Here is a 16,860-nt window from a genome sequence, read left to right as displayed (position 1 = left end):
GCAGTTGGATCAATTGAAAAAAGTTAGGTAGTTGTTGGATAGTTTTCTAATTCCTTAAACAGGGGTGGAAATAAATAAAAAAGAGAGAAGGAGATTTTATGACTAGGGGAGATGTAATGAAAGTTGGAACGCTGTGCCTTTTAGCACCGTTGGTTTTAGTAAGCCTAGGAGGAGTAGTAGTAGACGCAGCAACAGCAGGTACCATGAATTCTATTTCAGATGTTACATTTACGACAAATACAGATCCAACTAATCCAGTGAACCCAACAGATCCGACTAAACCTGTGTTACCAGTGGATCCTTTAGACCCAGCAGATCCGCATGAACCAGGTACGGCAGGACCACTTAGTATTGATTATGTATCTAATTTTCATTTTGGAAACAAAGTGATTCAAGTAACAGATGCAACGTATTATGCTTCAATGGATTCGGTGAAAGATGTGACAACAGATCAAGTTGTAGCTGTACCGAATTATCTTCAAGTGACGGATAAACGTGGCTCAAACGTGGGTTGGAAAGTCACAGTTACGCAAAACGGTCAATTTAAAACAGCTAATACAACGCCAGATGTTTTGGCCAACGCGCAATTAAAATTAACGAATGCAACGTCTAATTCGACAATGAATCCTATTTTGGCACCAACAGCTTCAGCGCTTGTCACGATAGATCCTTTGGGAGCCTCTTCTTCTTTAGTAGTAAGCGCAGCTGAAGATAAAGGGATGGGAACGTGGACAACAGCTTTTGGAGATGCAGTATCAGGCGGGCAATCAATTAGCTTAAGTGTACCAGGTACAACAGATAAAGTTAAAAATGTGCAATATAAAGCTTCCCTAACTTGGAATTTAGAAGATGGGCCGCTTTAAAAAATAGTTTGAGTTAGTGAGGGGAAGCTGATGGGACGGCTATTAAAATGGATAGGTATAATTGGATTTATGATAGGTTTGTTGTTTTCCGGAGCAGGGTATGTATTTGCGAATGAAATGAATTTTTCAGTTCAAGCTATTTTACCTGAAAATCAACGTGATAAAAAACAAAGCTATTTTGATTTGAAAATGGAACCCAAGCAAGAACAGGTTATCCAAATAGAATTAAAAAATGATACCGAAGAAGATATTATTGTTGAAACAACAGCGAATACAGCCGTCACCAATGACAACGGATTAGCCGATTATACAAAATCAGCAGGGAAAAAAGATTCTAGCCTAAAGATTTCATTTGCTGAAATAGCCAATGTTCCAAAGGAAACCCTTGTGCCTAAACAATCTAGTACGTTATTAGATGTTCAATTAAAGATGCCAGATGAAGTCTATGATGGAGTTCTTTTAGGTGGACTTTATTTTAAAGAAAAAGAGGTAGAATCTGAAAAAACAGAAAAAGAAGAAGGCGCAGTAGCTATTGAAAATCGATTTGCTTATTCAGTGGGCGTTTTGTTAACAGAAACAGATGTCGTTGTTCAACCAAAATTAGCTTTAAATGAAGTTAAAGCAGACCAGAAAACAGGGCATAACATTATTTCATTGAATCTTCAGAATCAACATGCGGCCTTAGTCAAAAAGTTGAAAGTCGATGCTAAGATCTATGAACAGGGAAATAAAACCATTTTATATGAAAAAAAACAAGATGATTTGAGAATGGCACCTAATTCTAATTTTAATTACGCGATTGATGTAGTTGATACGGAACTTAAACCGGGCACTTATGAAGCAGAAGTTGTTGCTAACGACGGTTATCGAGATTGGAAAATGAAAAAGACTTTTGTGATTGAGTCTGCCGAAGCTGAAAAACTAAACAAATCCTCAATTGATGATCCACCAAAGACATTTGATTCGCGCTGGTATATTTTAATCGGTGGTATTGCGGTAATTTTTGTAGGAGGAATAGCTTATTGGTTAGGTAAGAATGGTAAGAAAACATAAAATGAGAGGAGTTGAGGAAAAGTTAAGGGATAAATAAAATAAAATGGTTAGTGTTTTTAAATGTTGTGCAGAGGTCAGCGTTTATTTTTTTATATCTTTTTTTACTAAAAAGCACTAAAGGAGTGCCTAAAACTTGTTTAACTAAGGAGGAATCGTACTATGAGCAGTCAAAGTCGAGATGGAGAGAAGAAGAGATTTATTTTTAACAGAGGTACGCTAAAAAAAGCATTTATCATTTCAGCCGCATCGGTTTTATTATTTTCACCAGCAGCACCTATTTTTCAAAATGGTCAATTCTTAGGCTTTCAAGATCAAACAGCTAGCGCAGCAGGTTTAGCTGAAGTTAGTATTTTAGGTTCTAGTACGTTAGTGTCTAACACTGGAACGCCAACTAGTAATGGAACTATTTTGAGTCCTAATCTTGACGGCAACTATGATGTTGATCTAACTTTTGAAGGACAAGCTTTAGCCAATGTCGGCCTAGCAGATCCCAAAGTTGTCGTGTTTAGCTTACCCCCTGAGTTGGAAGGGAAAGTAGTTGGTGGAGCAACGATTGATATTGATGCCAAATTACTTCCAATTACACCGGGGGATTTACCAGCGGTTAGTGTATTGATTGGAGCAGTAGATACAGCGCTTAATACGTTAAAGGCTGCTGCAACTCCACTAGGGGTAGATTTAACTTCTTTAACAACAGCGTTTGGAGCCATTCGAAATGCCCAAGATTTAGGCTCTTACCAAGCATCTTTACCAGGTGTTGTCTCTGCCGATGGGAAGTCAATTAGTGTAGATTTTACAGATGGTTTAGGTTTGTTTGTCAGACAAGCTTTTGTTGATACATTCCAACCTTTACGCGATGCTGTTAATCAATTAAGTTTCCCATTCCCTGCTAGTATCACTTTAAATCCTTTGTTGGCCGCTTTAAAACTAGCGCTCGATCCTGTTTTTAATTTAGTGGATACTCTTGTGGAAGATTCCAGTGGACTTCTAACTAATTTTTTAAGTGTTAATTTATTAGCAGGAACTAGTTATGATGTGAAATTTGCTGTTTCAAAACCAGATGCAGCGCAAGCTACGATTCATGCAGCAGCAGTTAAGAACCCAATTATTGATGCAAGTTTATTAGGCGCAATCAATAGTGAAGGTGCCAATGCAACGTTAATTTTTGCGAATCCAATTTGGGATAATTATGTGATTCCAGCCCCTTCAGTGAATCAAGTTTATGTTGGAGATGCAGCGATTACAGGTACTGTTGCTTTAACTAATCCAATTCCACCGGGCTCAACATTTGAAGCGATTGTAACGTTAGCAGATGGTTCAACGGTAACAGCACCTGTTAATGCTGTCGATGGTAGTTTTTCAATAGATGTTAGTGGCAAAACATTAACTGCCAATGATGTTCTTTCTACAATTATTCAAGGAACGAATAGCGGTGTTCCGAAAGATAGCCTATCAACAGAAACAACGGTTTTAGCGGTTCCGAACCCAGAATGGGATGCCTATGTGGTAAAAGAACCAACAATTAGTCCAGTTCATGTTGGCGATACAAATGTAACAGGAACTGTCACATTAAATACACCGATTCCAGCCGGTACAACTTTCACAGCAGTGGTTACTTTACCAGATGGAAGTAAAGTGAATGCCCCTGTCGGAGTTGATGGTGTAATCACAGTGCCATTAAATGGTTATGTATTACAAGCTGGTGATACTCTTTCTACAATTATTCAAGCAACAAACAATGGAGCGACTAAAGATAGTACTCCAACAGTAAGTACAGTTTTACCTGAAGTTAATACTGAATGGGAAAATTATGTGGTAACTCCACCAGTTATTTCTGATGTTACAGTTGGTGATACAAATGTGACAGGGACGGTTAGTTTAGCCACTCCAATCCCAGCGGGTACAACTTTTGAAGCAATCGTAACCTTGCCAAATGGCAGTCAAGTAACGGCGCCAGTCGGAATTGATGGCGTGATTACAGTGCCGTTAAATGGTTATGTTTTAGCAGCAGATGATGTGTTGAATACGATTATTCAAGCAACGAATGCTGGCGAAACAAAGGATAGTACTAATGTTGCAACAACAGTTAAAGCTGTAACTTGGGGCACTTATACAGTCGCAGCACCAAGCTTACAACCTATTTTTACAACAGCAACAGCAATTGATGGAACAGTAACATTAGCTACACCAATTCCATTAGGTGCAACATTTGAAGCTATTGCAACTTTACCGAATGGCAGTACGGTTAGTGTTCCAGTTAATGGGGATGGTAGTTTCTCATTGCCATTAGGTGGTGTTCAATTAGCAGCCGGTGAACAAGTTTCGGTTATTGTTCAAGGTACACTAAATGGTGAAACACGAGATAGTCAAGTCATTACAGCAACTGTTCAAGCAGTCAGCAATCCGGAGTGGGACAATTATGTGGTGGCAGCACCGGTTCTTGATCCATTGCGTGTAAATGATGCTTCTTTAACTGGAAATGTAACCCTAAATACACCAATTCCAGCCGGTACAACCTTTACAGCGCAAGTTACGTTGCCAGACGGCAGTACAATTAGTGGTATTGTTGCACCAAATGGAGCTATTTCGCTTAACTTAAATGGTTACCCATTAGTTGTAGGGGATACCTTATCTGTAATTGTTCAAGCTAAAAATGGCAGCCAAGGTAAAAATAGTCCAGCGGTATCCGTAACAGTTTTACCAGTTCTTGTTGATCCAGAATGGACGAATTATGTCGTCGCAACGCCAACGATTAATCCAGTTCGTGTTGGAGATACAGCAGCGACAGGAGCAGTTACGTTAAATACACCGATTCCAGCAGGTACAACCTTTACAGCAGAGATTACATTACCTGGTGGAACTGTTGTGACAGCACCAGTGAATCCAGATGGTGTGATTTCAGTCGATTTAGGTGGTGCTAATTTAGTAGTAGGTGACACATTAACAACGGTCATTAAAGCTAAAAATGGTACAGATGGGAAAGTTAGTCAGAGTGTAACGACAACGGTTATCGCAGCAGCAGTTGATCCAGAATGGACCAATTATGTGGTGGCAACTCCAGTGATTACACCGGTTTATGATGATGCAACAAGTGTGACTGGAATGGTTACGTTAAATACACCAATTCCAGTGGGTACAACCTTTACAGCAGCAGTTACCTTACCAAATGGTTCGGTTGTGACAGCACCAGTCAACCCAGATGGGGCCATTACAGTTGATTTAGGTGGCTATACTTTAGTAGCCGGGGATACTTTGACAACCGTGTTGCAAGCTAAAAATGGCGTCGATGGAAAAAATAGTCCAACCGTAACAACGACTGTTTTAGCTAGAGATACTAATCCAGAATGGACCAATTATGCAATTGTGGCTCCAGTGATTGATCCAACCTATGATGGTGCGACAGTGATTAACGGAAAAGTTACGTTAACAACGCCAATTCCAGTAGGAAGCACATTTGTAGCGATTGTAACCTTGCCAAATGGCACGACAGCAACAGCAGATGTTCAACCAGATGGAACCATTTCAGTAACAAATTTAGGTGGATATGTCTTGCAAGAAGGGGACTCATTTACAACGTTAGTTCAAGGTACGAATAATGGTGTAATTAAAAATAGTCCAACTGTAACAACAGTGGTTCAGGCTGAACCTGGAAATACGGAGTGGGAAAATTATGTTGTAGCAGCTCCAGTGATTGATCCAGTTCATGTAGGCGATGCTACAGTTACAGGTACAGTAACATTAGCAACACCGATTCCAGTAGGTACAACCTTTGAAGCGCTTGTTACGTTACCAGATGGTAGTGTTGTCAGCGCACCAGTTAATGGGGATGGCAGCATCAGTGTTCCATTGAATGGTTATGTATTACAAGTAGGAGATACACTATCCACTCTTGTTCAAGCAACAAATAACGGGGAAACAAAAAATAGTAATGCGATTACAACAACGGTATTAGGACCAATTGTTGATCCTGAGTGGACGAATTATGTTGTGGCGAATCCAGTGATTGCACCTGTTTACGATGATGCAACTACTGTAACAGGAACAGTGACTTTAGCAACACCGATTCCAGTTGGAACAACATTCTCAGCAATTGTAACCTTACCAAATGGCACAAAAGTTAGTGCTGCAGTTCAACCAGATGGTGTGATTACAGTTGATTTAAATGGCTATGTATTAGTAGCTGGGGATCAATTATCTACAGTTGTAGAAGCTAAAAATGGTACAGATGTTAAAACAAGTTCTAGTGTTGGTACAACTGTCTTAGCTAGAGATACGAATCCAGAATGGACCAACTATGTAGTAACAGCTCCAACAGTGAATCCAATTCATGTAGGAGATGTAGCTTTAACGGGAACAGTAGCATTAGCACAACCAATTCCAGCAGGAACAACTTTTACAGCTTATACCATTTTACCAGATGGTTCTAAAGTCAGTGCGCCAGTGAATCCAGACGGTAGCATTTCAATTAATCTTACTGGTAAGACATTAGTAGCCGGGGATGATTTGAAAACGTATATCGAAGCAACAAATGGCGGACAAACAAAAGACAGTGCGCAAATTACAACGACTGTTTTGGCTAAAGAAGGCAACCCAGAATGGGATAATTATGTAGTAGCAGCTCCAGTAGTTGATCCAATTCGCGCAGGTGCGACAGAAATTACTGGCGCAGTTACACTTAATACACCAATTCCAGCCGGTACAACCTTTACAGCAATTGTGACTTTACCAGATGGTAGTACACTAACAGCTCCAGTGAATCCAGATGGCAGTATCACAGTTGATTTAGGTGGTAAAACGCTAGTTGCAGGTGATACAGTTGTAACGTATGTCGAAGCAGCAAATGCAGGACAAACAAAAGACAGTGCTCAAATTACGTCAACTGTCTTACCAGCAGATGGAGACACAGAGTGGACCAACTATATCGTTGCAACTCCAACGGTTAACCCAGTTTACGAAGGGGATACAACTGTAACTGGAACGGTTGTATTAAATACACCAATCCCAGCAGGAACAACATTTGTAGCGATTGTGACATTACCAGATGGTAGCACAGTCAGCGCTCCAGTGAATCCAGATGGCACCATTTCAGTTGATTTAGGTGGAAAAACATTAGTTGCTGGCGATACAATCAGTACGTTAGTCGAAGCAACTCATGGTGGAGAAACGAAAGATAGCTCAACAGTGACATCAACAGTGTTACCAAAAGTTGTTGATCCTTGGGAAAGTTACGTTGTAGCAGATCCAACAATTAATCCTGTTCACGCAGATGATGTTGCAGTTACTGGAACAGTTACTTTAACTCAACCAATTCCTGATGGCACTACCTTTGTCGCTATTGTGACATTACCAGATGGAACTAAGTTGACAGGAACAGTAGCAGCTGATGGAACAATTACAGTTCCTTTAAATGGTGCAACTTTGGAACCAGGCGATGTCATTTCAACAATTGTACAAGCACAAAATGATGGCAAAACAAAAGATAGTAATCCAGTTGATTCAACAATTTTAGATCCAACAGGCGAGTCTGATTGGGATAAATATATTGTTGCAACGCCAGTACTTGATCCGATTTATGTTGGAGCAACTCAAATTACTGGTAAAGTAACATTAATTCAACCAATTCCAGCTGGAACAACATTTAAAGCAACATTAGTGTTGCCGAGTGGAACTAAATTAACTGGAACTATTGAAGCTGACGGTACGATCACAGTTGATTTAGATGGAAATATCTTAACAGCAGGTGATACGATTACTGAATATATTGAAGCAACAAATGAAAACAGAGTCAAAGAAGGTCCTTCTGCTTCAGGTCAAGTTCAACCTAGAGAAGTCGATCCTTGGGAAAATTATGTTGTCAAAGAACCAACTATTAATCCTGTTCATGCAGGGGATAAAACAGTTACAGGATCAGTAACATTGAATCAACCAATTCCAGCAGGAGTAACCTTTACTGCTGTTGTAACCTTACCAGATGGTAGTCAAGTTTCTGGAACAGTTGCAGAAGATGGTACAATTACAGTTGATTTAGGTGATGTAGTTCTTAAAGAAGGGGATACAATTTCGACAGTAGTAGTGGCTCATCGTGGTGATGAAACGAAAGAAAGCACACCAGTTGAATCAACTATTTTACCAGGAGAAATAGATCCAGCTTGGGCTAATTATGCAATTACTTTACCGTCTATTGATGATGTTTATGTAAGTGACACTAAAGTAACAGGTAAAGTTCAATTAAATACTCCAATTCCAAATGGAACGACCTTTAAAGCATTAATTACTTTTGCAGATGGTCGAACTGAAACAGTTGATTTAGCAGATGATGGAACCTTCAAAATTGATTGGACCCTTTTAAGAGCGGCTCATGCATTAACTGAAGGTGATAGTATTACTGCAACGATTCAAGGTACAAATGCAGAAAATCTTAAAACAGGACCTACTGCAACTACAATTGTTTTAGCAGATAAAGTCCCAACTAGCGAATGGGATAGTTATGTTGTAGCACCACCAACAATTGATCCTGTTCATGCAGGAGATCAAACAATTACTGGTAAAGTTACGTTTAATACTCCAATTCCAGCAGGCACAACATTTGTAGCCAATGTAACCTTACCAAATGGAACGGTTATTGAATCACCGATTGCCGTTGATGGAAGTTATAAAGTTACAGTTACAGGACCACAGTTGAAAGTTGGCGAAAAAGTTTCAGCAACCGTTCAAGCTAAAAATGGAACTGAAACAAAAGATAGTTCAGCTGTATCAACAACTGTTCTAGCTAAAACTGGTGGTTCAAATGGCGGTAATAACGGAAACTCTGGAAATGGTGGAAACACAGGCAACACAGGAAATACAGGAAACAGTGGAACCGGAGCAACAACTACGAATTATGGTAACAAAACGTATAGTAAATCAGACACATTCCCACAAGCAGGGGAAACACAAAATTCAGTGTTTGGCATACTAGGTGTACTAGCAATTGGTCTTGCTGGACTATTCTTATTCAGTAAAAAGAATAGAAAAATGACTAAATAAAAGAAATAGAAAACTCTCCTGACCTTTTGTTAGGGGAGTTTTTTTTTGTGCTGAAGGTGTGTTAAAATTAGGAGTATCCTTAAGATAGTTTGATAGGTTGAGAATCAAAGAGATATCGCCTAATAATCGGTGATTTATTTGCCAAAGAAGGGAAGTTTTTCTATGATTAAAAATTATGTTGAAAGTGAATTTGCACCTTTAAAACGTGTTGTATTAGCTCAGTCGCAGTTTTATATCCCTAAGGAAAAAGAAAATGCAGAAACAAATTTTCTATCAGAAGATTTACCCAAACTTGAAGAAAATGGAAAAGAAGTTTTTGGTGATGTAGCAGAGTTGTATCCAGATTTACAAAAGCAGTGGGAGCAAGAAAAGAATGAAATGAATCGGTTATTGGTTTCCTATGGTATAGAAGTAGTGCGTCCGAGATTGCTGACAGACTATGAAAAAGAGTTAGGCATTCAAACAGGCGATGGTTATGCTAATTTCTTTTCACGTGATCCTTTTTTTACAGTAGGAAATTTGATTATAGAGGGATGTTTAAGATTTCCTCATCGTCGTTTAGAAATACTAGCGATGAGAAATTTATTAATTGCGGAATCACAATCAAAAGAGAGTCTTTATTTTGCTACCCCACAACCAGATATTTCAGATGGAGAAACAAGTGAAGCAGGACCGTTTTTAGAGGGTGGCGATATACTTGTCTATGGAAAAACAATTTTTGTTGGTTATTCTGGTTTGGCTAGTAATATAGTGGGTATCAAGTGGTTAGAATCTGTTTTAGTTCATTGGGATTATAAAGTCGTTCCTGTCAGGCTTCATAAAGATATCTTACATTTGGACTGTGCATTAAGCTTGGTTAAAGAGGGCTTAATGATTTGTTGTGAAGAAGCATTTTTAGATGGAATTCCTAAAGAATTAAAAAGCTGGTCGAGTATTAAGATTTCATTGAAAGAAGCTTCTTTATTGATGGCGAACGGTTTGCCAATTAATGAGTCGGTCTATATTACAGATAGTTCCTTCACACGAATCATTAAGGAGTTAGAAAGTTATGGGATTAAAGTAGAAACGCTGGATTATCAAGTTTCAAGAAGATTTGGTGGTTCGTTCCGTTGCACAACGCAGGCGTTACTAAGAAATAATAATGAATAATAGGGTTAAAAAAACTCGTCCGGTTGTTTGAATGGACGAGTTTTTTAAAATTTTTCTTTTTTCTCACGGAAGTTTCGAATGTTATGATTGAAGACTTCTGACAAAACAAGCCCTGCAGCAATAGCACCAGCAATCATCAATGCTCGAACAGCAAATGAAACGGCCTCGACATAATCACCTAACACCAGATTTCGAACGGATTGATAAGCCAAGCTACCAGGAACTAACGGCACAATCCCAGGAATGTTAAAAATAGTAACGGGTAACCTTTTATGTTTCGAAAAATAGTAACTAGCGAGTGCCACGGTAAAAGCACCTAAAAAAGTTGCAAAAACATCCCCACTACCGAAACTATCAGCACTCCAATAAACCATCCACCCCAGCATTCCAGTTAGACCACAGGCAATTAATGAACGTTTTGGAACATTGGTAATAATGGCAAAAGCGGCTGTCGTTAAAAAACTAAATGAAAATTGAACAATTAAAGTAAAAATCAAGCGATGACCTCCTTAGTAAAAAGTTTGTTGAGCCGCTTAGGTCTGGCAGAAAAATAGGAAATTCCAATAAAAGTGTCTTTTACTTTTTTGGGAATTTATCTTTTTTCCGAAGAACTGGCCATAATAAAAAGTTTGTTGAGTCGAAAGCCGTTATCAGTAAAACAATTGAAAAACAACTGCAATCCCAACACCGATCATGCAAGCTGTAATTAAAGCTTCTGTTCCCCGAGCCATGCCTGAAAGTAAATGACCGGCTAGTAGATCTCGTACAGCATTAGTAATTGGAACTCCAGGAACTAAGGGCATTACGCACCCAATGATAATCGTATCAAGGTTGATTCCTAAGCCAAACCTAACTGTGAATATGGCTAAAATCCCAATAATAAAGGATGCAAAAAATTCAGCTAAAAATTTAATTTTTAAGAAATCCGCACTGTAAAAAAACACTAGAAAACCGATAGCACCAATTAAACAAGTGGCTGCTAAATCAGGCCAAGAACCGCCAAAAAGAATCATCAAAGTTCCGCTAACGACAGCTGCAGAAATTGTTTGAAGCCAAATTGGAAAAAAATTGGTATCTTTTTCTAAATGTTTTAATTTTATGGATAATTCAGTTAAATCTATTTTTTTAGCAGCAAAATCACGGGATAAGTCGTTGACCTTAGAAACTTTTTCCAAGTTAATGGTTCGACTGGGTATTTGTTGCATTTTTAAACCAGTTTCGCCTTCTAATCCCATAAAAATACCTGTGGGAGTTACAAAACTGATACCTGTATGCCCATTCAAATTAGCCGCAATACGGTTCATCGTATCTTCAACACGGTACATTTCTGCACCACTTTCCATCATGATTTTTCCAGCTAGTAGACAGGTATCTAACAGTAAATCAATTGTTTTGTTTGTCATGGGCTTTGTCGTCCTCCTAACGTGATCTCTTTATTTCTAATAATAGCGCAAAAAAAAGTTTTGTGCTAGTTTAAAAACAACATAGGTTAAACAATAAAAAATGAAGTCAATTTTATTTTGTGGTGGCTACTAGAAAATTTTATTGAAAGCACAATAGTGAATAAAGTCAAACAATGATATACTAATAGAAAGTTTATTTATACATACTAAATGGAAGAGGTGAGTGAGATGATGAATACGTATAAATTAATTTTAATTATGCTCCCGCCGCTTCCCGGCGTAAGATGTTTTTTTTCAACCTTTTAATTTAGTTTTATAAAAGCTCTTAAGAGCTTTTAATATAGGAGGAAGTATTTTGAAAAAAAGCATCGAAACGAAAGTGAAAGCACCCGCTTTATTATTATTAATCGTGTTGGTTGGATTTCCGCAAATTAGTGAGACAATCTTTACTCCTTCACTACCAGATATTGCACTGGCTTTTCAGACAACAATGGGAAGCGTTCAGTTAACTTTAAGTATTTATTTTTTTGCCTTTGCTCTAGGAGTCTTTTTTTGGGGGCTTATTTCGGATTATATTGGGCGTCGTCCAGCGATTCTTTATGGTGTAGTGCTCTATGGAGTTGGAAGTTGTCTTTGTTTGTGGGCAGATACAATTGAATTTCTATTGTTTGCTCGTTTTGTCCAAGCTTTTGGGGCTAGTACAGGTTCAGTCGTGACTCAAACCATTCTGCGTGAGAGTACTACTGGAAACCAGCGTCATGCTCTATTTGCTCAAATTTCAGCCGCGTTAGCATTTACACCAGCAATTGGTCCATTAATTGGCGGATTTGTCGACCAGTATTGGGGATTCTCAGCCGTTTTTCTGGTTTTAGTCGTTATGAGTATTGGCGTATTTGGTTATGCTTACTTTGGATTGGATGAGACTTTGGACGCTAGCAGTCGTTCGTCGGTTGCCTTAAGGCCTATTTTTAAACGTTTCCTGAAAAATAAGAAAGTCTTGACCTATGGTTTTTTAATTGGAGCTATTAATGGCGTATTGTTTAGTTATTACGCTGAGGCACCTTTTATCTTTATGGAATACTTCCACTTGTCGGCAGCTATCTATGGTCTTTTAGGAATTGTGATCGCATTAGCCTTAATTATTGGTTCGATGCTATCGAAACGTTGGTTGGCTATTTGGCAACCAGAAAAAATTATTTTCAAAGGCATTCAAATTATGCTTGTGGGAGCAGTCATTCTATTAACCCTTAGTTTTTTTAATTTCATACCAGGGGTAATCCAATTTTCGTGTTATCTTATTGGAATATTTATAACACTGATTGGAACTGGAACAGCGTTACCAAATTGTTTAAGTTTAGCCTTAGTTGATTTTCAAGATGTAATTGGGTCGGCAGGAGGGATTTTCAGCTTATACTATTATTTATTGGTTAGTTTGATAACTTTAGGTATGAGTGTCTTGCATAATGGCACATTATGGGCAATGCCGCTTTATTTTATTGGGATAGGCATATTCATGCTCATTTTAACTAAGAGATTTATCTATTTATTGAAGGAATAAATTAAGTTTTGGCAAGTTTTATCTGATGAAAGTTAGATAAAACTTGCTATTTTTACGTTGAAGTAGTCTATTTTTGTTTACTTTGGCAAATCGCTTTCTTTTTAGCTGTAAATCCTGTATCATCAGATAAATATAAAAATATAATTTGCAAGGAAAGGGTTGAATGTGTTGGAACAAAAAGTCGTTGAAAAATTACCAAAAGTTGAACTACATTGTCATTTAGATGGATCAGTTAGTCGCAAAACTATTCGGAAAATTGCTGAGGCGCAAGATTATTCATTGCCTGAAAGTGAAGCTGAATTAAGAAAACTTGTTCAAGCAGGGGATGAATGCCAAAGCTTGTTAGAGTATATTGGGAAATTTGATACGGTTTTAGATTGTTTACAAGTTGAAGAAGCCATCACAGAAGCTGCTTATGATTTAATTGGTGATGTTAAAAAGGAAAATGTCACTTATATAGAAGTTCGTTTTGCACCGATGCTTTCTACGCATAAAGGATTATCTGCAGATCAAGTCGTTCAAGCAACTTTGAATGGATTGAAAAAAGGCGAAGCAGATTTTGGTGTCACAAGCCGTGCAATTTTATGTATGATGCGTCATCATGATGATCAAAAAAATCATGAAATAATTGAGTTAACCAAAGAGTATCTAGGTCAAGGTGTTGTGGGTATTGATTTGGCAGGAGATGAAGCTAAGTATCCTGCAGGGGACTACAAATCGTTACTAAAAGTAGCTTTAGAGTACAATTTACCAATTACTTTACATGCAGGTGAGTGTGGTTGTGCTGGAAATGTCCGTGAGTCTATTGATATGGGAGCAACACGTATCGGTCATGGGATTGCTTTAAAGGATGATCCAGAGATTCTAGCCTATTGTATTGAAAATGGAATTACTGTTGAAATGTGCCCTAATAGTAACTTGCAAACTAAAACAGTCACTGAATGGAGTGACTATCCTTATTTGAAATTCAAAGATGCTGGTTTGAAAATTTCATTAAATACTGATAATCGGACGATTACAGACACGAATTTAACCAAAGAGTTTATGACGTTAGATAATCTTTATCAGATTGGATATGCTGGTATGCAAGAGCTGACAGAAAATGGTATTAAGGCTAGTTTTGTTGATGAACAAACGAAAAAAGCTTTATTACAAACAGTTAAAACAGCTTATCAAGAAGTGCGTTAACAAAGTAAAAAGACTAAGTAATTAGTCTTTTTATTTTTTTGTTAAATCAAGGTTTTTCTTAAATGGGGCAAATTTGTGACGAAAGTTGTTGGAAATCAATAAGATTATAAAATAAATATCTCTTTATCTAGTTTAAATGAACACTAAATGTTACGCTAAAATTGGAGTATATTTTAGTAACATAGAATAAAATTAGGAGGAGTTTTAATGGAAAGTAACTACACGAGTTTGGGAAAAGTAAAAACAGGATTGACAACAGTTCAAGGTATTTTTATTGTAGGAAGCATCTATTCTTTGCTAAATATTATTGTACAGTTTATGATGTCTACTCAGTCGATGGTGATGTCTGAAGGTGGAGAGTACACCCCTAGCATGTGGGATCAATTTAGTGGGATTTTTAACCAAATTACAAGTTATATTGGTGTGCCAGGTAGTTTATTATTTTCTATTTTAGCAGTTATGATTGCGACCTTTGGAAAAGAAATTATTACGCGATTAGATCAGCAAGAGCCTTTATATTCAACTGAAAATGCAGCTACAATCAAAAAAATGTCACTTGTAACTATCAGTATTGGCACGGTAGCAAGTATCTTAGTGTTAGTTGGTATAGTAGCAACTTTTTTACAACAACAAGCAGTTATGAATATGGATATGGAAGCTGCCTCTTCAGGTATGTATGAAATGAAATGGTATGATAGTTACCAATGGGTATTTGGAAGTGAAATAGCTGGTGGATTTGTATTAATTATTGGCTATATAGGCTTGTATTTAGCATTGGTTGGTTTGGCAAACTTTTTCACAGATAAAATTACTAAAGAAGCATAGTCACTAAGTCTTTTCTTTGTTATACTAAATAGGAAGAACGGGAATAAATGTTGTTCTTCCTTACATAGAGTTTAGTCAAAAACTCATGATAAAAAGTTCTAGTGAGGCATCTGCCCTACTAGAACTTTTATCATGAGGAGAATGTTCTTTATATAGAAGCTATGTAAAAAAATAATGAGCATAGGCTTGGAGTCTAGCTCAAATTAAAGGAATGGGGAACAAACAAATGTCAAAAAAACGTGGATTTGAAGTAATCGAAAAATACAATCAAGCAGGAATTAATTTGCCAACACGAGCAACAAAGCAAGCTGCAGGCTATGATTTCGAAGCGGCAGAGGATATTGTGATTCCAACTTTTTGGAAAACGTTGTTTAAGACAGTTATCTGGGAAGTAACTGGAGCGTTTAAGGAAGTTCAAGTAGCAGAGGTAGATCAACGCTTTTTAAAACCTATTTTAGTTCCAACTGGAATTAAATCATATATGGGCGCGGATGAATATTTACAATTAGCAAATCGCTCAGGAAACCCTTTGAAAAGTTTTTTAATTTTAGCTAATGGTGTTGGCGTTATTGATGCGGATTATTATAACAATGAGGCTAATGAAGGGCATATCATGTTTCAATTTTTAAATTTTGGTTTAACAGATAAGGTAATTAAAAAGGGCGAACGTATTGGTCAAGGAATTTTCTTACCTTTTTTAAAGGCAGATAATGAGACTGATATTGTTGGAGAGCGAACTGGCGGATTTGGTTCCTCTGGGAAATAGTCTTTATATAGAAGAATTTGAAAAGAAGATTAGAATAGTTATTCTAATCTTCTTTTTGTTTTAGTAAATTTGGATTCCGTTGCTTAGCAATGAGAGTCCATTTTATTGAAGCTGAGTTTGACAAAAACACCAAAAATGTACTTTTCAAACGACAAAACTGAGTAGTTTAGCTAAGTTATAAAAGTATAAAATTGTAGTTAAATGCAAGTGTTGAAAGAAATTAGTTAAAATAAATTTTTAAAATTGTATATAAATAAATTCGTTTGATTATTTCTATCAAGAAAAGTAAAATTCAGCATGGTTAGAAGGTTTAAACGAATTAATTCAATTTAAATTAGGATAATTAAATAGAAGGAAGACCAAGTATCATGATGTAAAAGATAGATTTAAATAAATAAAACATTGTTAAAAAAAGTGTTTTTTGTATATGTTTATAAAATTTAACTGTATAGTAGAAGCATAGAATAGTGGAAATTACTACGTGACGTGGTGAAAGTAAAAAAGCATTTCTTTTTATTAGGTGTTATTATAATTAGTATAAAGTATAAAATATGAAGAGGGCTAACTTTTGCCTTGTAGGCCTTAAAAATAATAGGATGACTGAACTAAATAGATTATATAGTCCCTAATTCAACTAACAACATACCACAAACTCGCAGAGATTCTTACTATTCTAAAAAATTGAAGGGAGGAAAATAAAATGGTAAGTAATGGAATAGAAGCTTATTGGCAAGATGCAGTTATTTATGTGGTTTGTTTCCAAGTAAGGAACTCCAACGGAAATTATCGAGATATAAAAAAGAATTTGATTTTTAAAGAAGAACTCTCTGAACAAGAAGTAGCAGACATTATTACACGAAAATTTAGCAATGTTCAAAAAGTCAAATACGTGGACTGCTGGTCGGAAGCTTTACAGCTAAAGTAGATATGACTACAAAGAATTTTGCTGGAGGAGAGGGCCTATTAATGATGTCTTTTTATCAAAAATATCTAAAAGAAAAATAGAAATAATCAAGATATTAAATTCTG

11 protein-coding genes are annotated in these 16,860 nt (G+C 37.0%); 9 read left to right on the top strand and 2 right to left on the bottom strand.

The window, feature by feature from the left end:
• Positions 1-98: 98 nt before the first annotated feature.
• From MHI00_RS15245 to MHI00_RS15230, 4 genes are all read left to right on the top strand, one after another.
• Entirely contained in the window at positions 99-863 is a 765-nt protein-coding gene (locus MHI00_RS15245; RefSeq protein ID WP_135027098.1) for a WxL domain-containing protein, read from the top strand.
• 30 nt (positions 864-893) lie between these two features.
• Positions 894-1,916, top strand: a complete 1,023-nt coding sequence (locus MHI00_RS15240) for a DUF916 and DUF3324 domain-containing protein (protein ID WP_010054845.1) — start codon at positions 894-896, stop codon at positions 1,914-1,916.
• A 159-nt stretch (positions 1,917-2,075) separates the two neighbouring features.
• The gene (locus MHI00_RS15235) at positions 2,076-8,942 is read left to right on the top strand and encodes an LPXTG cell wall anchor domain-containing protein (protein ID WP_341114696.1); all 6,867 of its coding nucleotides are present in this window, start codon (positions 2,076-2,078) and stop codon (positions 8,940-8,942) included.
• 162 nt (positions 8,943-9,104) lie between these two features.
• The gene (locus MHI00_RS15230; protein WP_056999041.1) at positions 9,105-10,091 is read left to right on the top strand and encodes a dimethylarginine dimethylaminohydrolase family protein; all 987 of its coding nucleotides are present in this window, start codon (positions 9,105-9,107) and stop codon (positions 10,089-10,091) included.
• Between the two features lie 44 nt (positions 10,092-10,135).
• On the opposite strand, the gene MHI00_RS15225 is transcribed toward MHI00_RS15230, so the two are convergent.
• The gene (locus tag MHI00_RS15225; RefSeq protein WP_015075351.1) at positions 10,136-10,588 is read right to left on the bottom strand and encodes a threonine/serine exporter family protein; all 453 of its coding nucleotides are present in this window, start codon (positions 10,586-10,588) and stop codon (positions 10,136-10,138) included.
• A 153-nt stretch (positions 10,589-10,741) separates the two neighbouring features.
• A complete protein-coding gene (locus tag MHI00_RS15220) occupies positions 10,742-11,494 on the bottom strand; it encodes a threonine/serine exporter family protein (protein ID WP_010054852.1) in 753 nt (250 codons plus the stop codon).
• Positions 11,495-11,849: 355 nt separating this feature from the next.
• On the opposite strand from MHI00_RS15220, the gene MHI00_RS15215 reads away from it, so the two are divergent.
• The 5 genes from MHI00_RS15215 (at position 11,850) to MHI00_RS15195 (ending at position 16,756) form a co-directional block, all read left to right on the top strand.
• Positions 11,850-13,052: a multidrug effflux MFS transporter gene (locus tag MHI00_RS15215; RefSeq protein WP_341114691.1), complete on the top strand. Its 1,203-nt coding sequence runs from the start codon at positions 11,850-11,852 to the stop codon at positions 13,050-13,052.
• Between the two features lie 165 nt (positions 13,053-13,217).
• Positions 13,218-14,240: an adenosine deaminase gene (gene add / locus MHI00_RS15210; protein ID WP_010054854.1), complete on the top strand. Its 1,023-nt coding sequence runs from the start codon at positions 13,218-13,220 to the stop codon at positions 14,238-14,240.
• A gap of 207 nt (positions 14,241-14,447) precedes the next feature.
• Positions 14,448-15,065 (top strand): hypothetical protein, encoded by a 618-nt coding sequence (locus MHI00_RS15205; protein ID WP_341114688.1) that lies wholly within the window; start codon positions 14,448-14,450, stop codon positions 15,063-15,065.
• Between the two features lie 226 nt (positions 15,066-15,291).
• The gene (locus MHI00_RS15200) at positions 15,292-15,831 is read left to right on the top strand and encodes a hypothetical protein (RefSeq protein WP_010054857.1); all 540 of its coding nucleotides are present in this window, start codon (positions 15,292-15,294) and stop codon (positions 15,829-15,831) included.
• A gap of 700 nt (positions 15,832-16,531) precedes the next feature.
• Positions 16,532-16,756, top strand: a complete 225-nt coding sequence (locus tag MHI00_RS15195; protein ID WP_010054859.1) for a hypothetical protein — start codon at positions 16,532-16,534, stop codon at positions 16,754-16,756.
• The last annotated feature ends 104 nt before the right edge of the window (positions 16,757-16,860 follow it).

Source organism: Carnobacterium sp. FSL E2-0243 (assembly GCF_038003605.1).
Taxonomy (GTDB): domain Bacteria; phylum Bacillota; class Bacilli; order Lactobacillales; family Carnobacteriaceae; genus Carnobacterium; species Carnobacterium maltaromaticum.
This window is presented reverse-complemented; position numbering and strand designations above follow the sequence as displayed.